The sequence below is a fragment of the Bacteriovorax sp. BAL6_X genome (genome assembly GCF_000443995.1).
Classification (GTDB): domain Bacteria; phylum Bdellovibrionota; class Bacteriovoracia; order Bacteriovoracales; family Bacteriovoracaceae; genus Halobacteriovorax_A.
On the sequence record NZ_AUMC01000010.1, the window covers coordinates 267,522 to 285,410 of the forward strand.

Sequence of the window (17,889 nt, forward strand, 5' to 3'; positions counted from 1 at the left end):
GTAATAGACGATTCCATTAATCCTAGGCATATTAGTAATATGAAGTTTCTTATACTTATCAGCGTCCTTTTATTGAGCTCTTGTGCGGGGTATCGTTTTAGTGACTCAAGTAATCCGTTTGAAGCACAAGGTGTTCACAGTGTAACAGTTTTTGTTGTTAAGAATCACACGGGAATTACTGGCCTTTCACAAATTTATACTGATCAAATTGTTGAAACCTTATCTTCATTTAGTAACTTAAGAGTTCGTACTGGAAAGAACTATCGCAGTGACGCTATTTTACTTGCTGAAATTACGAGTAAGAAAATGGCCGGTAAGGAAGTCAGAGAACAAGGTGATACCCTGATGAGTGATGATCAAAAGAATCAGCTTAGTGGGAATAGGAATGCCTTCTATCTTTCAACTGAAGGTGCCTATGATTTTGAAGTTGAAGTTAGTGTCTTTAAAAAACCAAATTTTGAAGAAATTAAATTTTATGAATCATTTTATAAATTAGATCATTCGCAATTTCCACGTAGTATCTTCTCAAAGAAGTTCTCAATCAATAGTTCATATATCATTGAAAATACTGTTGGAGGAATCGATAGTTCTGCGCCTTTAAGAAGTGTTAAGAATAGAGGAACATTTAAAAAGTCTCTAGCAGATGATGCGAAGGATTTTGGAGAAGATTTTAGAGAGGTGCTTCTTTATGCCTTCTAAAAAGCAAAGCTTTGAACTTAGCGGAATTGATAAGATTGTTTCTATTTTGGAAGCTTTTGAAGGTGTCTACCACTTAAGTGTCCCAGATGAATTTACCTCAAAAATTATTTGCGACAGTTTGGCCAAGAAAGCAAAAAAACTTTGGCCGCATGAGTTTAGTCTCGACTTTATTGAGCAAGAGCTTTTAGCTGGAGGTGGTTTATTTGGCCCTTCTGGCCCATTCATCATTATTGATGCTCAAGATATTAAGGCAAATGCATTCGAAACTTTTAATAATAATCGTCATTTAATTAATGAATCGATTATTTTTATAACGAAGGGAAGGCTTCCAAAAGGTTTTCCAAAAGATGACTTAACATCACTTTCTTTAAGTGCTCCAAAGCCGTGGCACTTCGGCCAATACCTCGATGTATTCGCAAATTACTTTGGTTTTCAAATCTCACCACAAATTAAAAACTTTATCGAGAAGTCGGTTCCAGATAATGCCAGTGACTATTTCAATTGTTGTCATATTCTTTCTCACCATGTTGATGAAAGGGGAGCAATCTCTCTTGAAAAGGCGAAATCATTAATTAAGGTTAAGAAGTTGGACTTCTTTGATCAGGCCGATCTATTCAATCAATCAAATCTTAAAAGGTTTTATTTAAACCTACTTCTAATTGAAGATGATTTTGGACTCTATCTCGATTTTTTCCGTTCTTTTCAGGGGCATGTGAATAAGGTTATAGATCCTTCGTACTTGGCCGCTAAAAAGTCACCAAGTAAGTATGATAGGGGAATTCAACTCGCTTCTCGTAAGTGGGGCTTTGATGAATTAATAGCTTTTCAGCAAAAGATGATTAATTTTGAGATTATGGCGAAATCTAAGGATTTTTGGTTAAGGGACTGTTTAAGAAGAGAATACTTAAGTATTTAGAAGTATATTAAGAAATATTAAGAAGTAAGTACAAACACAAAAAGCGGAGAAAAATCTCCGCTTTCTATATATTCAAACTTTCGTAAAAGATTAAAGTTTGTTGATTTGGCTAGCTAGTCTAGACGTTTTTCTACCAGCAGCGTTACCTTTGATAACACCATGCTTAGAAAGACGAGAAAGAAGCTTTTGTGCAGTTACTAGAAGAGATGATGCTTCTTCTTTTTTTCCTGCTTCAATAGCGTTTCTTACGTTCTTAACAGCTGATTTAACAGCAGTTTTTCTTGCAGTATTTCTTTCGTTTCTAACAATTGATTGTCTAGATCTTTTCTTTGCAGATTTGTGGTTTGCCACAATCGACTCCTACGTTTAACTTGTTCAACATCTAATTAATAAGCCCCTTTTTATAATCTGACTAGGGCCCTTTTGCAAGGGAAAAGTTAAAATTACACGACAAGTCACTATTATTTATTGAATGTACTAGGTTGGCCATAGGACCAAATAAGGCCCTATTTACCAGTAATTTAATGGACGATCCCTTTTAAATTAGGTACTTTCAATGCCAATACAAAGGAGACACAATGATTAAACAAATTGCCGTTATTGGAGCAGGGCAAATGGGCCGTGGAATTGCTCAGGTTGCCGCCATGAATGACTATAAAGTTTTTATGTATGATATCTCGGCCGATGGCCTTGAGTTCGGCTACAACTTTATAAAAAAGCAATTAGACAAAGGTGTTACTAAAGGAAAGTGGGAGCAGTCATATGTTGAGACAACTCTAGCAAACCTTACAGCAACTTCCGATATGGCCGATCTTAAGGATTGCGACTTATTCATTGAAGCTGCAACTGAAAACAAAGAAATTAAATTTAAAATCTTTAAGCAATTAGATGACATAGCAAAACCTGAAGCAATCCTTGCTTCAAACACTTCTTCAATTTCTATTACAGAAATTGCAGCTGCGACTTCTCGTCCTGAAAAAGTTGCTGGAATGCACTTCATGAATCCAGTTCCTGTTATGAAGCTTGTTGAAACAATCACTGGTCTTGAGACAAGTGCAGAAACAATCGATGCTGTTGAAGAAGCTGCTACTAAAATGGGAAAAACTGTTGTTCGTGCAGATGATGTAGCAGGCTTTGCTGTTAATAGAATTCTTATGCCGATGATTAACGAAGCATTCTACACACTTTATGAAGGTGTTGCGCAAGCGAAGGGAATTGATGATGCCATGAAGCTTGGTTGTAACCAACCAATGGGACCACTTGAACTTGCGGACTTTATTGGTCTTGATACTTGTCTTGCAATCATGGAAGTTCTTCACGATGGACTAGGTGATACAAAGTATCGTCCATGTCCACTTCTTAAGAAATATGTAACAGCTGGGCGTTTTGGACGTAAAGTTGGGAAGGGTGTTTATGAGTACTAATTTTGAAACAATTGCATTTGAAAAAATGGGTGACTTTGGTGTTTTAAAAGTTAACCGTGAAAAGAAATATAATGCTCTTAACTCCCAAGTTCTTCATGAGCTAAAAGATTTTCTATCTTCGCTAAGTGAAGGTCATGATCTAAAGGGGATGATTTTCACTGGTGCTGGAGAGAAGGCTTTTATCGCCGGTGCAGATATTGCAGAAATGAGTGATATGAGTGTTGATGAAGGACATGACTTTTCAACTCTTGGCCAAGATGTAACGCTTCTACTAGAAGGTCTAAACATTCCAGTTATTGCTTGTGTAAATGGTTTTGCGCTTGGTGGCGGTTGTGAAATGGCCATGGCATGTGACTTTATCTACGCAACTAAGACTGCTGTATTTGGTCAACCAGAAGTTAAGTTAGGTCTCGTACCTGGTTTTGGTGGAACTCAAAGACTTGCTAAGCTGATTGGTCGCAATCGTGCTAAAGAAATTATCTACACTGGACGTAATGTAGATATAAATGAAGCAAAAGAAATTGGTCTTGTTGTTCGCTCATTTGAGACGCAACAAGAAATGCTTGATGAGGCAATGAATACTTTAGAAAGTATTGCTAAGAACTCACCAAATGCTATTGCAATTTCTAAACAAATTATGAATGAAGGTAATGACCTTACAATTGAACAAGGTCTAGATATTGAAGCACGCCACTTTGGTGATATTTTTTCTTCTTACGATATGAAAGAAGGGACTGCGGCTTTTGTTGAAAAAAGAAAACCTGTATTTAAAGGGGAATAATAAATGATGTTAAGTGACTACCAAGAACTTAGAGACCTAGTTTCTAAATTTGCAGACAGTGAGGTTGCACCACTTGCTGCTTCTATTGATAAGAATGAAAAGATTCCAACTGAGCTTGTTGGTAAGCTTGGTGAAAATGGTTTTCTAGGTTCATATGTTCCTGAAGAATACGGTGGAGCGGGTATGGACTATGTTTCATACTCAATTATTGTTGAAGAGATTTCTCGTGCCTGTGCTTCAACTGGTGTTTTAATTTCGGCCCACACGTCTCTATGCGTTTACCCAATTTTAAGCTTTGGTAATGAAGAGCAAAAGAAAAAATATCTTCCAAAGCTTGCTTCAGGTGAGCATATTGGTTGTTTTTGCCTATCTGAACCAAACGCTGGAACAGATGCTGGTTCATTAACTACTTATGCAGAGGACAAGGGCGATTACTACGAGATTAGTGGGACAAAGAACTTTATTACAAATGGTAAAGAAGCCAATATTGCAGTTGTTTTCGCAAAGACTTCAAAAACAGATAACTATAAAGGAATCTCTGCATTCATCGTTGAATGTGATTCAGAAGGTTTCGAAGTTATGAAATGTGAAGAAAAGCTTGGGATCAAAGGATCTTCGACAGCTCAAATTGCATTCGATAAAGTAAGAGTTCCAAAAGAGAACTTACTTGGTGAATACGAAAAAGGTTTTAAGATTGCTATGAATACTCTTGATGGTGGCCGTATTGGTATTGCTGCTCAAGCACTAGGTATTGGTGAAGCAGCTTTCCGTTATGCTAAGCATTATTCAAATGAAAGAGTTCAGTTTGGAAAGCCATTACATGCTCTTCAAGCAATTCAGTTTAAACTTGCTGATATGAGTACTAAGCTTGCTGCGTCACGTCTTCTTATTTGGGAAGCATCTCGCAGAAAAGATAACGGTGAAGAATATTCACTACAATCAGCTCAAGCGAAGCTTTTTGCTGCTGAATCTGCAATGTGGATTACGACGCAAGCGATTCAGGTTTGTGGTGGTAATGGTTATACAAAAGAGTATCCGGTTGAGAGGTTCTTCCGTGATGCTAAAATTACAGAAATTTATGAAGGGACTTCAGAGATTCAAAGAGTAGTTATTGCTGCTAATGAGCTTAAGAGCTTAAAGTAGATAGTTGTTCAATTGAAAGAGAAGTGATACGGTTTTAACTTGTTATGTTAAAGAAAATCTTGGAGAAAGTAGGCATGGCCAAAAAAACTACTAAGAAGAAAACAGCTAAGAAAGCTGCGAAGAAAACTGCAAAAAAAGTTGCGAAGAAGACAGCTAAGAAAACTACAAAAAAAGCAGCTCCAAAGACAGCTAAAAAGACTGCTAAAAAAGTAGCTAAGAAAACAGCAAAGAAAGTTACAAAAAAGACTGCTAAAAAAGCGGCAAAAAAAGTAACTAAGAAAGCGGCCAAAAAAGTAGCCAAAAAGACAACTAAGAAAGCTGCCCCAAAAACAGCAAAAAAAGTAGCCAAGAAAGTTACAAAAAAGGCAGCTAAAAAAGTGACTAAAAAAGTAGCCAAGAAAACAACAAAAGCTTCAGCAAAGAAAGCAGCAAAGAAAGTGACTAAAGCACCTGCTAAGAAAGTTGCAAAGAAAACAACTAAAAAAGCTGCGGCAAAAACAACTGCTAAAAAAGCAACGACGAAACCAACTAAAGCAAAAGCTAAGAAGGAAGAAGTTGTTGAAGAAGTAGTTGAGGTAGAGGAGGAAGCTGTTGAGCTTCAGCCAGAACTTTTTGAAGAAGAAGTAGAAGAGATTGAGGAAGCAATTATTCCTGAAGAGGAAGAGGTTGTTATTAAAAAGACTCCACTTCCATCGTCAGAAGAAGAGAAAGTAGAAGAAGTATTTAGGCTTGCAGAAACTTTAGACTACTTCCTTGGAGACACAGATGAGTGTTTAGCAAAGGGATGTGATAATCCTGCAACAACTGCTGGCTTCTGTCGTCTTCACTATATTGGATATTGGAAAGAGATCAAAAATAAAATCTCTATTCTTGAAGAAGGAATGCTTCAAAAATATGTAAAAGAGATTATTGGTAAATATCCTGTAAAAGTAATCGATGAGGTCTTAAAGGATCTTAGTGACGATAAATCATTCGTTGATGTTCTTCGTGAGATGGATATCGAAGCGGATGAGAGCTTTGACGAAGTTGATGACATTGATGCAGAAGACGATCAAGATATCGCTTTCGAAACTAAGTCATCTGTTAAAGCTATTATGGACGAAGAATAGCGTCATTGTTTGCCCACAGGCAAACTATTGGACGCTATGCTAGCTCCCCAATCTTTAGCTAAAAAATTATTTCAACAAGCCGGGTTCAAGCCCGGCTTTGTTGCCTCAGGAGCAAAAAAACTTTGCACTTAGCGACACTTTAGCGAAGCTAAAGTTAGCAAAAACTATCTCATATAACCAAGAGCGACACTTTAGCGAAGCTAAAGTTAGCAAAAACTATCTCATATAACCAAGAGCGACACTTTAGCGAAGCTGAAGTTAGCAAAAACTATCTCATATAACCAAGAGCGACTCTTTAGCGAAGTGAAAGTTAGCAAGAAACCCCAGTTGTATTGGAAGTAGGATATAGTGCAGTGCTTACGTAAAAGTCTGCTGGAACCTAAAGAAGGAACCTAAAGAAACTACTCACCCTTAAACAAGCTTAAAAGGTAAGTGTTAATGTCACCAACATCAAGTGTGGCATCATCATTTGAAGATTCAGAATAGTCCATACCTGTTGATGCAAATTTCTCATTTAGCTCATCAGCAGAGTAGCCGATTGATCCTAGGTCAACTCCCATCTCTTGATACTTTTCACGATTTTCTTCTGATAGGATTGAATTTTTCATTTCCATAGCAAGTGCACGAGTATTTCGTTGCGTGTCTTCATTTTCATCACCACTACGGATTTCAAGGTATGAAGAAACAATATTGTTGAAGTGAACGAGCTTTGAGAAGTTCTCCGCTCTCTTTTGAGTTTTTTCAGCAAGTGCCGCTATTGTATCTAGGTCTTCGATTTCGCTAAATTCATCACCCTTAGTTGTATGCTTCTTTATTTCATCACTTAGTGATTGAAGGATAGCATCTTTTTTAGCTTCGTAGCGTTTGGCGATTTGGTCTTTTACACCTTGGACTGTAGCAAGGTTCTTTGCTTCATCCTCTGTGTATCCTTCTTCTATTAATAGCTTTGCAACTTCTTCCGGGTTGTCTTCGATATCCTTTAGTTTTTGTAGTGTAACTTCTTCTTGAACTTTGAGTTCTCCAAGCAAGGAGTATTGTTCTTCTCTATTTGATGATAAGAACTTCTGACAAGCTTCGCTATCAACAATTTTACCATCTTTGTAACACTCTTCCATTGCTGCGATTTCTTCCTTTTGACCTTTGGCCATCGCTTCCATTGCATCCCCAGAAGAGATTGTTGTGAGAGCATCAATACTCTCGTCAGGATTTTCTCTAGAGTCGTACATTTTTATATTTGATAAGCTATCGGCTCCTTGAAATTTTTCAAACTTTTTCGCAATTCCATCAGTTGTCGTAATGCTCTGTCTTGCTAACTCAATATATTGAATAACATTACACGCTCTAGGGTAGGAGTAGCGAACGAGGGCATCACATCGATCAACCTTTTCATCACTATCTTTACCTGCAACATGTTTGGCACATTCGTTAACGATATCTGCGCGTACGACTTTACGGCCACCTTGAGCATTATTTGGGTCGGGACTAAAGACTTTGAATTCTCCGCCGGCCGCACCTGCGTAGCAGACGGCATTTATATTACCAATACAAGCTTCCCAATTACTGGCCGATTTAAGAACTTGTTTTTGCTCACCTGTATTAGGGTCAGTTTTAACAACAGTTTGATTAAGGCCTACTAGGTTTTCATTTTTAATCTTTTCTCTTTCTGTCTCATCTTCAGAGATAAGAGGGTAGCCGTAGTTCTTCGATTCAATACAGTAGCTTGTTGCTGCTGAGATAATATTCTTACCTAATTGTGTTTTGTATAATTCAAAGAAAGTTTTTTGGCCGGCAATCTTATCAAACTTACCTTTTGTACTATCAAATTCTCCGTAGAGGGCCTTTTCAAGTTTTTCGATAAGAAATTGTTTTAATGTTTCAAGGCCCTTAGATGTTCCTTTCGTTGTATCCATTGTTGTACGATAACGTCCTGATCCATCTTTACCACTTTGCTTTTCAACTAATTTATTAATCTGTTTAAGGGTTCCTTCATCTGCTTGAATTTTACTCCATAGGCAGTTTCCAACTTCAATTCCGTTGAATGAACTTCTTTGTGCTTCTTGTTTGTAGCATTCAGAGTACATGTCTTGTACGCCTGGTACGCTCATAGCACTTTCAAACATTGGGTTTTGACTTGTTAGAATTTGTAGGTAGCGTGCCTCTGCGTTGTCGTTGCTATTTTTGGCAACGGCACTAAGGCTTAAGCTAGTAAGAATAAATAGGGTTTTTAACCTCATAACCATATTATACTAGTCGGTTATTTAGGCAGAAAACTTTAATTCAATTTGATTTAATTTAATGTGATTTTAGTAATTTAGGACGGATTGAAAAAGGAGAGCGTTGCAAAGAAATTGAGGACTTATCCGTCCTCTCCAATTGCTTCAACTGGGCATGCCTCAAGAGCTGACATACATTCTTCAAGTTCTGCGTCGTTTGAAGGTTGAAGTTTTACGAAGGCGTGTCCTTCATCATCATTCATTTCAAAGAAGCGAGGGGCCTCCATCACGCAAGCATCACAGGCGATGCATTGGTCATCAACATAGAATTTTCCATCTACATTTTGATCAAATTTTGCGCTTTTGTCGGCCATCTCACTTCTCCAAATTATTTATAATTACTGTGGTAATTGTGCGTATTTATTTTGCTTGAAAGTATATTCTTTACCTAACTTATCTAGCAGAGTTTTTAGAGTTTGTTGAGCACTAATATTAGTAAGTGCGTTTACGTCATAACCCTTTGAATCTGTTGACTTAGCCGGAGTCGTTGCAACAATTGTTGTTTGTGTAGCATCCTCAAAAGTAAATAGACCTGAGTCTTTTGTGAATACTTCAGCAACTTGTTTTTCATCAAGTTCACCTGTTGGCCCAGCACCTTCAAGTTTATTGATATTGATCTCTTTGATACCAAGTCCGTATTTTTTTTCAAGTGACTTAAGTGCCTTAGAGTTTGAAGCAGCTTTTTGTACTTCTGTGATTGCTTTCTTCATTAGAGGAGTAACATCTTTTTCTTTTTGTAGAATTTCTTTTGCGATATCTCTTTGGTGATCTGCAAGTTTTGCTGTAACAGCTTCTTTGCGATCTTCAGCGTAGATAATGTGATAGCCGTAAGAAGTCTTAACTGGCTGTGAAATTTCACCTTTTTTAAGTGTGAAAGCTGCTTTTTCAAATTCTGGAACCATTTGACCACGCTTTACCCAATTAAGGTCTCCACCGTTTGTCTTTCCTTGTGGCTCTTGCGTGTATTTCTTTGCAAGTGCTACGAAGTTCTTCTTGTTAACTTCTTTTCTAATTTTATTTGCTTCTTTAAGAGCATCAGCTTCGTTACCATTTTCAAAAGTAAGTAGGATATGTCTTGTTTTTACTTCTTCTTGTTGGCTTAGTAGGGGAAGTTTGTCTTTAAAAAGAGATTCAACTTTTGCCTTATTAGCTTCTTCTTTTAAGAACTCAGTGATGTCAGAAGATGAAATTGTTACAAGTTTTCTAACGTTTGCATTCTTGATTGTGATAATCTTTGCATTTCTTTTTTCATTATATAATTTGTTCAGTTCTTCAGTTAGTGCCTTTGAAACAGGTACATGTTGAACAATATTTTGAAGTTTTTGTTGTGCAATTCTTTCTTTTGTTTCTTCTTCATAATTTTCTGGAGTGAACTTATTGTATGAAAGAAGAGTCTTATACTTATTGATGTCGAATTGCTTATTTGTTTGAAAGTATGAAGTATTTTTAATGTCGTTAACTACTTCATCCTTTGAAACAAGAATACCAAGGTCTTCAGCAAGGACGACTCTTAGTTTTTGGAATACTAAATTTCTGATCGCGTTGTCATAAACTTTATACTGGCTCATTTGTTGAGAAGTAAGAGGTTGTCCTCCACCGATAAACTTAGAGTAAAAATCCGACTGTCTTTGAACTTCCATGTTGAAGTCACGAACTTTGATATCATGACCAGCAACACTACCAATTGAGTCTGGTGTACCAGTGTTAAAGAAAGGGCCTGAAACCATAAATGAAACAACGATAATTCCGATAAAAAGAGTCAGGAATATCTGCGATGATTTTTTCTGAAAATTAGATGACATTTTACCACTCCATGTAATTTTAATTTTCGTTATTATCACTTAAATATGCTACTCCGTAAAGAATATTGGCAGTTTAAATAATCCTGTGTACTCTTTTAATATAAAATAAAAAAGCAACTTAGGATTAGAATGAAGCTAATTGCATCGGAAGGATCTCGAACCAAATTAATCATTAACCTAGTTGTCCTATCACTTGCATTTTACGGCGTGTCAAAACGTAAGGCCCCTTATAAAGAAGCCTCTATTTTTGAAAATGTTATGATGGACACCTTGGCCCCTCTACAAAGAGGTATTTCAAATGCATACAAGAATGTAGCGTCATTCTTTGAAGACTATATGCTTAATGTTAATGCGTCGAAAGAAAATGTATCTCTTAAAGAACAAATTGGTTCTCTAAAGCAAGAAGTCTTTGCGTTAAAGCAGTTAGAGCAAGAAAACCAACGTCTGCGTCAAATCTTAAATTTTGGTAAAAAAATTAAACATGAAATGATTTCTGCCCAAGTTGTTGCGTGGGACTCTTCAAGTGACTTCAGAGTCATTCGTATCGATAAAGGTTTTAAAGATGGGATCAAGCTACAATCAACAGTTGTTACTTCTGATGGGATTGTTGGTTACGTTTATCGTCTGACAGATCATTTTGCGGATATTTTAACTATTCTTGATCCAAGTAATCGTGTTGATGTAATTGTTAATCGTACTCGCTCGTACGGGATCCTAGAAGGTTACTCTGGTTGGCGTACTGTGATGAAATATGTTGTTCGTACAGACCCTGTTCGTCTAAATGATTTAATTATTACTTCGGGTCTTGGAAATATTTATCCTCGCGGAATTCCGGTAGGAATTATTACAAAGATTGAAAGAGAGAGTTATGGAATTACTCAACACCTTGAAGTAACTCCAACAGTCGACTTTTCAAAACTAGAAGAAGTTGCTGTTCTTGTTCCTTCTGAGGATCAAGATAAGAAGCGAGTGGAGTGGGAAGCTCTAGAGAATAATGCCCAACAAGGAGATGGGAGATGATTAAGTCTTCAGATATCCCAATTCGATTACTAATTACTGTATTAATCCTAATTGTTTTAGAAGTACTGGCCAGTGCGTTCTTACCACTGTTTGGACTTAATAAATATATGATTCCATTTAATGTGCTTCTAGTTTTGTATATTGGATTTAAATTAGAAACTCCATACCTTGCAATTATTATCTTAATTCTTCAGTTAACACACTCCTTATTCTCTATTGAAGGTTGGGAGTATGGGACAATTTCAGGAATTCTAATTTGTATTGTTATAGGCTATCTAAGAGACCTTTTACATTTTACAAGTAGCTTTATTACAATGCTTACAGTTTTCCTCTTCCAGGTACTTTGGTTTTTAATTAGCTCATCATTACTTTATTTAAAGTTTGATAGTTTTGATTATATTGTACAGAAATTTTGGCGCTTTATTCCTGAGAGTATTATTTTATCTTTACTAGCTCCAATTTTCTTCTCATTACTTGATAAGGTTTGGAGAACGAAGAGCGAAGGCCTTATGGGGAATAACGTCTAATGTTTGCTGAAGAAGAAGTAGTTCGGTCCCATAAAACTAGGGCCGACATTCTATTTACATTAATAACACTTGCATTCGCGGTTATTTTAATACGTTTATGGTACTTGCAGATATACCAAGGTGATCTTCTTTATCAATATTCAATTCAAAATCGACTAAGGAAAGAAACAGTTAAGGCCCCGAGGGGAATGATCTTTTCTCGAAATAACCAACTTATGGTTGATAACGTTCCTCGCTTCGACTTAGTTATTATTCCACAATATCTCGATAATAGAAAAGAGACGATTAAAAAGCTTTCTAGGATTCTTGATATGAATGAGAAAGAGATTTACTCGACATTAAAAAAATATCGTGGACAAGCACGCTATCGCCCTGTTCGTATTAAGAAAAATATTTCTAATAAAGAAGTTGCAATTATTGAGACTGAGAACGAAAAGCTTCCAGGTGTTCAGGTTGAAACATTTATTTCACGTGAGTATCGAGATAAGGAAGTTGGCTCTCACTTGCTAGGGTATATTGGTGAGATTTCTCAAAATCAACTTCCGCGTTATCGCAAAAGAGACAATATCGATTATAAGCTTGGAGACTTTATCGGACAAGCTGGTATTGAGGAAAGGTTTGATCGTGATCTTCGTGGAGAAGATGGTTATCAAATTATGGAAGTTGATGCCAGAGGACGTATGCGTCGCTCGATTGGAACGAGTAATATTCTTGCCGGAATCGAAAATAAAAAGGCGACACCTGGAAATAACCTAAGGCTAACTATTGATCGAGATATGCAAAAGACAGCCTATAAGTCATTAGAGGGGAAAGTAGGTGGAGTTGTTGCCGTAGACGTTAGAAATGGTGAAGTTCTTACGATGGTCTCTCGTCCTTCTTTTGATCCTGGCCAATTCTCGAAAGGACTAACTTCGGAGTATTGGAATTCTCTAATTAACAACCCTGATCGTCCTCTTCGAGATCGTACTATTCAAGATCACTATGCACCAGGTTCTACATTCAAAGTTTTTACGGCCATTGCTGCTATTGAAGAAGGCATTATTAAAGCTAAAGATGAAGTTATGTGTGGTCCTCGCTTTCGTCTTGGCCGTCGAACATATAATGACTGGAAAAGATCAGGCCACGGAATTACTGACTTATATAAATCATTAAGAAGATCAGTAGACGTTTATTATTACAAGATTGCAGTTGAGCTTGATATTGATATTCTTGCAAAATATTCGAGAATGTTTGGCCTTGGTGAAAAAACTGGAATTGCACTGCCACGAGAAACAACGGGGCTAATTCCAACTCGTGAATGGAAAGAAAAACGCTTCGGAGAGAAGTGGCAAGATGGTGAAACGGTAAGTTGTGTTATCGGGCAGTCATATATGCTAACGACACCTCTTCAATTAGCTGTTTCATATGCGGCCATTGCTAACGGTGGAAAAGTTTATAAACCGCAAATTGTTAGAGAAGTTTTTAATAATAAAGGTGATATTATTAAAAGCTTTAAAGAAGACCTAGTTCAAACGGCCAAAGTAAGTGAACAAACTTTAATTGATGTAAGGCAAGGCCTTTATGAAGTTGCAAACCATCCTAGAGGTACAGGTTGGTGGGTAAGAGGTACTGGTGTTAAGATGGCCGGTAAGTCAGGAACCTCACAAGTTATTTCAATGAGTACAACTGAGCTTTTCTCTCGTTGTGCTGATAAGCCATATAACCAAAGACACCACGGTTTATTTGTAGCTTTCGCTCCTTATGAGAATCCACGTGTTGCAGTTGCCGCTGTCGTAGAGCATGGCTGTTCTGGTTCTGGCGCGGCGGGCCCAATTGTTCGAGATGTTCTTACAACATATATGAAAAAGTATATGCCTGATCTTCATAAGATTTACGCTAAGGAAGATCGAAAGATAATGTCTGATTTCTTTGCTGAAAGAAGAAAGAAAAGACAGGAAGCTGAAAGGCTAAAAGCTGAGAAAGAAAAAAAGAAGGAAGAGTCTGACGGAGATGATGAAGGTCAAACGGAAGATTAAAAAGCGAGAACTTAATGGATTTATCTAATATTAAAGAATTTTTTAAAAGGTATGATTTCTCGTTCTTTCTTTTAAGTACGGTGATTTTTTTCTTCGGAATTCTAAATCTCTATTCGGCAACTCATGCATCAGCTTCGACTGCGCATGCTAATTTATTTAAGGTGCAGATCGGTTGGTATGCTCTTTCAATTGTTATCGCTTTTGTTATAAGCTTTATTAACCCTCAAAATCTCTATCGCTTTGCTTGGCCTATTTATTTGTTCAATATTATTCTACTTATCTTAGTAATTGTTCTTGGTCACAAAGGTATGGGTGCAAGACGTTGGTTAATGATTGGGCCTATTAGGTTTCAACCTTCAGAACTAATGAAGATATCTGTAATCTTCGTCTTAGCAAGGTACTTTAGAAATTATGCTCCTGATAACGAATTAGGTCTGAAGGATTTAATTAAGCCTGCCATTCTCGCATTCATCCCAACAATCTTAATTATTGTACAACCAGACTTAGGGACAGGACTTCTTATTCTTTTGATTTTCTTTACAATGGTATTTTTTAGAAAACTAAAGTGGAAGACACTTCTTATTCTCGCTCTTGCTGGCCTTGTTAGTGGGGGAGTGATGTATCAGTTTGGTCTAAAGGAATATCAACGAAATCGTATTAGAACATTTATTAATCCGACTGCTGATGCAAAGGGGACGGGGTACAATGCCATCCAATCAAAAATTGCGATAGGTTCAGGAAAGATATTTGGTAAAGGTTTAAGAAAGTCGTCTCAGGCTTCTCTTAATTATCTTCCAGAGAATCACACAGACTTTGTTTTCTCAATTTACAATGAAGAACATGGATTCTTTGGAGCAATCCTTCTCATTGGACTCTATCTCTTTTTATTCTTTCGATTTGTCTGGCTATCCGTGAACGTCAGCCGAATATTTGAGTCCGTCACGATTATTGGAGTTATGAGTATCTTCTTCTGGCATACCTTTATCAACATGGGGATGGTTATGGGTCTACTTCCGGTAGTAGGGTTACCTCTTCCTTTAATGTCATATGGAGGTTCCTCTCTTTTAACCTTTGGGGTTTGTATAGGGGTCGCGACTTCAATTTCAAATACGAGACGCTTCTTTTAAATAAGGTGATTTTTGGCATCGATAATGCATCTCTATAGGTAATACACCTTAATATGGAGCATATATGCCAAGAAAGATGATTAAACTTTTAACACTTGTCCTATTACTATCCGCACCGCAGGCTTTTGGGAGTGAATTCGAGCTATTCGATCGTCTTAAGGAAGATATGTGGAATCTTGGGCTAGATTTTGAATATGTGCACACTGCTGACTTAAAATTACCTAATACTGACGCCATTCACGAAGGTGGAGAGATGGAACAGGGACAGTTACTCGTAAAATCAGTGCCTTATGAATTGATTCATCGTTTTGAGCGCTCATTTTAGAATTTGATTTAAATAGTACTAATATTTGACTATGTCTTTTTACTCTCGCTACAATATTCGTGTTAGTGAGGTATGCAATGAAGAACGTATCTGCAATTGGAAGTTTACTGAAGAAGATCTATCGTATCTACAGTAATCATATTCTTAGTTATCTACAAGAGAAAGGCTTTACAGACTTAAGGCCGAGCTTTCTTGAAATTCTTATTTATATTTGTGAAAACGAAGGCCCAACAATCAAGGAGATTGGTTCTGCTTGTGGCCTAAAGAAGCAAACAATGACGAGTCACTTAAATGAATTACAAAAACGTGGCTATATCATTCGTAAATCTTCTGAAGTAGATAAGCGTGAACAACGCGTTTATTTAACAGAATATGGTGAGAAGTTTAAGTTTTCTCTCTTTGATGTTCTTGAGTTAATTGAAGGAAATTATTCGAGAAGAATTGGAGAGGTTGAGCTTGAAAGAATTCAATCAACTCTAGAAAATATGCATAACAAATTAAGTAATGTTGAAAGGCATACATTAGAGTCGAGGATTCAACTCAACCTATCACTCGACTTTTAACAAATAGCTTAAGCTACTTTTACGACAACCGAACCTTGTGTTGCAGGCCAAAATTTGTAGCCACCTGATACGTTATTCACGTTAAAGAAACCTTTCTTTACCAGCTTTTCACACGCTTGAATTGACTTTAGCCCATCTTCGCTGATAACTAAGATTGGTGTTGTCTTATTTGTGATCTCAACATAGCGATGGTCGAGATCTTCATAAGGAATATGGATTGCACCCTCTAGTTTAACAGGCCTCTCATAATCTTTTGGAGTGATATCTAAAATAATATAATCCATATCCTTATCTTCGTAGACATCAAATGCCTTGCGTGGGGATAGATCATTATATGGAAGACCCATTAGAATCATATTATCATCAATGAATTCACCATTCTTTACGCGAATTAAATGATTTCTTTGAAGTGAAACGGAGAAGTCGACTTTTTCGTCAATTTTTGAAAGGTTGCGCTCAATATTAGTTAGTCTAGTATTGATAAAATCAAGCATTTGAAAATATTTTAAATCCACGAAATTCCTCCTCGTTCAAACTCCATATCGGCAAAACAATAGGATGAATGAGGAGTGGTGCTTCCAATTAGAAGAGCGGGTAAAAATTTCCGTAATAGATATTCCCAGTGATAACGGTAGTTAAGAAGCATGAAGTGAAAAGAATAGCACCTTCATAAATTCCATATCCGAGCTCTACACTTAGGTTTGCATCGTCAGTATCATCCTTCTTAATTTGGAGATCATCTTGGATTGAGAAGACCAGAATAAGCCCCTTTCTAATAATAGGGATGATGATAATGGAAAGTAGGATTTTTAGAATTACTTGAATTGTATACCACTTTATATCCTGAAGAGAGTGATCAAGAGAAGAGGAGATAATTGTACAAAGACCTAAGATAAATCCCATATATGAGATTGCAATTGCAAGACTCTTTTGAACAAGAAGCCTATTAAAAGATAGTTTAGAAATAATTTGAAAAGTCTTGGAACAGAATCCTATGAGAACAACGGCAAAAAGCCATAGGAATAAAGTCATAACTAGAGAGCTATTTGATACCTTGATAACTGTTTTTAAAATATAGGCCAATGAAATAGAGTGAGAAAAACATATGATAGCGTAGGCATAATTTTTTCGTCGCAAGATTTCATCAGCATATTCAAAGTTGTAAAGAACAATACTTTCTAAGATATATAATGAAGCAAGGTAGAGAGCGATAACCATTATCGATTCTAAGAAAAGTTGTCCTAGTGCAAAGTACATCCCATCTGAAACATTGATGACTATATTTGAATATATAATTCCAATACCAATGATCCGACCAAAGAGGTGAATTGTGTCAGTTGAGTTTTTCGATGGAGAGAATTTTTTTAAAATTTGGTGCTTAATTGATGGAAAGAGAATTAAATGAGCTTGCTTATAAATATAAATAATAAAGCAAATAATTAGTGCAAAAATAATTCGAATAATTAATTTATCGTATAACTCATTCATTCTTTTGTTCCCACTTAGGTAAACTAGTATATTTTTTTAATATGTCATTTATTGTTGTTTTGTTTTCACTTTTCTTCTTAAATACGTAATGTGTAGAGGTTACAGAACCCTTTGTTCCAAACTCATTATTTAGGCCATAAAAAGGAGAGTTTGCCTTTTCTAGAACAATCATCCTGCGATAGAACTCATAGGTTGGAGTGAAGTCTCCCCAGTGGAAAAGTTGAGGGAAGTTTTTGTATGTTCTGTGAAAGCGCCATACTTTTTGTCCTGAATCAGATGTTCTCCAAGTTCCATAAGCAGGTGAGCCAATATAAATTGAGCCAGGAGGCATAGGAACAGTTGAGCTTACATCATTTTCATATCTTCTAAAAAGTGACATTCCAATATTTGCTTGATTCTCAAGAAAGAACTCACGAGAGATTCTGACATTAATTCTTTGTGGTGCTTTAAAGGCATGAATGATTTGATAGCGATGGTGATAAGTTTTAATGAGGGCACCAGTTGAAAAATCTCTTTCAAGAATAACTGAAATAGGGGAGCCCTTAAAAATATTTGCGTATGCATTTGCGTTTGGAACAAAGATTGTTTTTTTCTCAGATGGAGAAAAGCTCTTCGAAATACCGAGATAAAGCAAAATTAATAGCACATAAAGTGAAAACTTATTCATATCTATTTAT

Annotated in this window: 19 protein-coding genes; 12 read left to right on the forward strand and 7 right to left on the reverse strand. The window is 36.5% G+C overall.

The features are described 5' to 3' along the window. Positions 1–39 precede the first annotated feature (39 nt). Together M902_RS11840 and M902_RS11845 are read left to right on the forward strand one after the other, a co-directional pair. Positions 40–699 carry a hypothetical protein gene (locus M902_RS11840; RefSeq protein ID WP_021268732.1) on the forward strand — a complete coding sequence of 220 codons (660 nt, stop codon included), beginning with the start codon at positions 40–42 and terminating at the stop codon, positions 697–699. Continuing rightward, positions 689–1,615, forward strand: coding sequence for a hypothetical protein (locus tag M902_RS11845; protein WP_021268007.1), 927 nt, complete (start codon positions 689–691; stop codon positions 1,613–1,615). Before M902_RS11840 ends, M902_RS11845 begins: the two co-directional genes overlap by 11 nt. 90 nt (positions 1,616–1,705) lie before the next feature. Here the strand turns inward: M902_RS11845 and rpsT are convergent, their stop codons facing one another. Further along, the gene (rpsT, locus tag M902_RS11850) at positions 1,706–1,966 is read right to left on the reverse strand and encodes a 30S ribosomal protein S20 (protein ID WP_021268462.1); all 261 of its coding nucleotides are present in this window, start codon (positions 1,964–1,966) and stop codon (positions 1,706–1,708) included. 227 nt (positions 1,967–2,193) lie between these two features. Here rpsT and M902_RS11855 point away from each other — a divergent pair, with 227 nt between their 5' ends. The 4 genes from M902_RS11855 (at position 2,194) to M902_RS16635 (ending at position 6,072) form a co-directional block, all read left to right on the forward strand. Further along, positions 2,194–3,039 (forward strand): 3-hydroxybutyryl-CoA dehydrogenase, encoded by an 846-nt coding sequence (locus tag M902_RS11855; protein WP_021268197.1) that lies wholly within the window; start codon positions 2,194–2,196, stop codon positions 3,037–3,039. Beyond that, positions 3,029–3,820: an enoyl-CoA hydratase/isomerase family protein gene (locus tag M902_RS11860; RefSeq protein WP_021268371.1), complete on the forward strand. Its 792-nt coding sequence runs from the start codon at positions 3,029–3,031 to the stop codon at positions 3,818–3,820. Before M902_RS11855 ends, M902_RS11860 begins: the two co-directional genes overlap by 11 nt. A 3-nt stretch (positions 3,821–3,823) precedes the next feature. Beyond that, positions 3,824–4,963 carry an acyl-CoA dehydrogenase gene (locus tag M902_RS11865; RefSeq protein ID WP_040314763.1) on the forward strand — a complete coding sequence of 380 codons (1,140 nt, stop codon included), beginning with the start codon at positions 3,824–3,826 and terminating at the stop codon, positions 4,961–4,963. Positions 4,964–5,037: 74 nt separating this feature from the next. Continuing rightward, entirely contained in the window at positions 5,038–6,072 is a 1,035-nt protein-coding gene (locus M902_RS16635; RefSeq protein ID WP_198011898.1) for a hypothetical protein, read from the forward strand. Between the two features lie 401 nt (positions 6,073–6,473). On the opposite strand, the gene M902_RS11875 is transcribed toward M902_RS16635, so the two are convergent. From M902_RS11875 to M902_RS11885, 3 genes are all read right to left on the reverse strand, one after another. Continuing rightward, positions 6,474–8,306, reverse strand: a complete 1,833-nt coding sequence (locus M902_RS11875; protein WP_156979833.1) for a hypothetical protein — start codon at positions 8,304–8,306, stop codon at positions 6,474–6,476. 122 nt (positions 8,307–8,428) lie between these two features. Continuing rightward, positions 8,429–8,659: a ferredoxin gene (locus M902_RS11880; protein ID WP_021268351.1), complete on the reverse strand. Its 231-nt coding sequence runs from the start codon at positions 8,657–8,659 to the stop codon at positions 8,429–8,431. 24 nt (positions 8,660–8,683) lie between these two features. After that, positions 8,684–10,147, reverse strand: coding sequence for a SurA N-terminal domain-containing protein (locus M902_RS11885; protein ID WP_021268465.1), 1,464 nt, complete (start codon positions 10,145–10,147; stop codon positions 8,684–8,686). A 129-nt stretch (positions 10,148–10,276) separates the two neighbouring features. On the opposite strand from M902_RS11885, the gene mreC reads away from it, so the two are divergent. From mreC to M902_RS11915, 6 genes are all read left to right on the forward strand, one after another. Then, a complete protein-coding gene (gene mreC, locus M902_RS11890) occupies positions 10,277–11,167 on the forward strand; it encodes a rod shape-determining protein MreC (protein ID WP_021268583.1) in 891 nt (296 codons plus the stop codon). Beyond that, complete coding sequence (locus M902_RS11895) at positions 11,164–11,694, forward strand: hypothetical protein (RefSeq protein ID WP_021268664.1); 531 nt, start codon at positions 11,164–11,166, stop codon at positions 11,692–11,694. The genes mreC and M902_RS11895 overlap by 4 nt, the downstream gene beginning before the upstream one ends. Continuing rightward, a complete protein-coding gene (mrdA, locus tag M902_RS11900; RefSeq protein ID WP_021267861.1) occupies positions 11,694–13,709 on the forward strand; it encodes a penicillin-binding protein 2 in 2,016 nt (671 codons plus the stop codon). The genes M902_RS11895 and mrdA overlap by 1 nt, the downstream gene beginning before the upstream one ends. Before the next feature lie 14 nt (positions 13,710–13,723). Continuing rightward, positions 13,724–14,836 carry a rod shape-determining protein RodA gene (gene rodA / locus M902_RS11905; protein ID WP_021267967.1) on the forward strand — a complete coding sequence of 371 codons (1,113 nt, stop codon included), beginning with the start codon at positions 13,724–13,726 and terminating at the stop codon, positions 14,834–14,836. Between the two features lie 64 nt (positions 14,837–14,900). Then, positions 14,901–15,161 (forward strand): hypothetical protein, encoded by a 261-nt coding sequence (locus M902_RS11910; RefSeq protein WP_021268516.1) that lies wholly within the window; start codon positions 14,901–14,903, stop codon positions 15,159–15,161. Between the two features lie 77 nt (positions 15,162–15,238). Continuing rightward, a complete protein-coding gene (locus tag M902_RS11915; protein ID WP_021267829.1) occupies positions 15,239–15,724 on the forward strand; it encodes a MarR family winged helix-turn-helix transcriptional regulator in 486 nt (161 codons plus the stop codon). An 8-nt stretch (positions 15,725–15,732) separates the two neighbouring features. On the opposite strand, the gene M902_RS11920 is transcribed toward M902_RS11915, so the two are convergent. From M902_RS11920 to M902_RS11930, 3 genes are all read right to left on the reverse strand, one after another. After that, a complete protein-coding gene (locus tag M902_RS11920; protein ID WP_021267995.1) occupies positions 15,733–16,239 on the reverse strand; it encodes a rhodanese-like domain-containing protein in 507 nt (168 codons plus the stop codon). Between the two features lie 67 nt (positions 16,240–16,306). Then, complete coding sequence (locus tag M902_RS11925; protein WP_021267831.1) at positions 16,307–17,212, reverse strand: hypothetical protein; 906 nt, start codon at positions 17,210–17,212, stop codon at positions 16,307–16,309. Then, positions 17,205–17,879 (reverse strand): hypothetical protein, encoded by a 675-nt coding sequence (locus tag M902_RS11930; RefSeq protein WP_040314766.1) that lies wholly within the window; start codon positions 17,877–17,879, stop codon positions 17,205–17,207. Before M902_RS11930 ends, M902_RS11925 begins: the two co-directional genes overlap by 8 nt. Between the last annotated feature and the right edge of the window lie 10 nt (positions 17,880–17,889).

Coding starts and splice junctions, on each gene's coding strand:
- M902_RS11840 (WP_021268732.1), top strand. CDS start 40: ATGAAGTTTCTTATACTTATCAGCGTCCTTTTATTGAGCTCTTGTGCG.
- M902_RS11845 (WP_021268007.1), top strand. CDS start 689: ATGCCTTCTAAAAAGCAAAGCTTTGAACTTAGCGGAATTGATAAGATT.
- M902_RS11855 (WP_021268197.1), top strand. CDS start 2,194: ATGATTAAACAAATTGCCGTTATTGGAGCAGGGCAAATGGGCCGTGGA.
- M902_RS11860 (WP_021268371.1), top strand. CDS start 3,029: ATGAGTACTAATTTTGAAACAATTGCATTTGAAAAAATGGGTGACTTT.
- M902_RS11865 (WP_040314763.1), top strand. CDS start 3,824: ATGATGTTAAGTGACTACCAAGAACTTAGAGACCTAGTTTCTAAATTT.
- M902_RS16635 (WP_198011898.1), top strand. CDS start 5,038: ATGGCCAAAAAAACTACTAAGAAGAAAACAGCTAAGAAAGCTGCGAAG.
- M902_RS11875 (WP_156979833.1), bottom strand. CDS start 8,306: ATGAGGTTAAAAACCCTATTTATTCTTACTAGCTTAAGCCTTAGTGCC.
- M902_RS11880 (WP_021268351.1), bottom strand. CDS start 8,659: ATGGCCGACAAAAGCGCAAAATTTGATCAAAATGTAGATGGAAAATTC.
- M902_RS11885 (WP_021268465.1), bottom strand. CDS start 10,147: ATGTCATCTAATTTTCAGAAAAAATCATCGCAGATATTCCTGACTCTT.
- mreC (WP_021268583.1), top strand. CDS start 10,277: ATGAAGCTAATTGCATCGGAAGGATCTCGAACCAAATTAATCATTAAC.
- M902_RS11895 (WP_021268664.1), top strand. CDS start 11,164: ATGATTAAGTCTTCAGATATCCCAATTCGATTACTAATTACTGTATTA.
- mrdA (WP_021267861.1), top strand. CDS start 11,694: ATGTTTGCTGAAGAAGAAGTAGTTCGGTCCCATAAAACTAGGGCCGAC.
- rodA (WP_021267967.1), top strand. CDS start 13,724: ATGGATTTATCTAATATTAAAGAATTTTTTAAAAGGTATGATTTCTCG.
- M902_RS11910 (WP_021268516.1), top strand. CDS start 14,901: ATGCCAAGAAAGATGATTAAACTTTTAACACTTGTCCTATTACTATCC.
- M902_RS11915 (WP_021267829.1), top strand. CDS start 15,239: ATGAAGAACGTATCTGCAATTGGAAGTTTACTGAAGAAGATCTATCGT.
- M902_RS11925 (WP_021267831.1), bottom strand. CDS start 17,212: ATGAATGAGTTATACGATAAATTAATTATTCGAATTATTTTTGCACTA.
- M902_RS11930 (WP_040314766.1), bottom strand. CDS start 17,879: ATGAATAAGTTTTCACTTTATGTGCTATTAATTTTGCTTTATCTCGGT.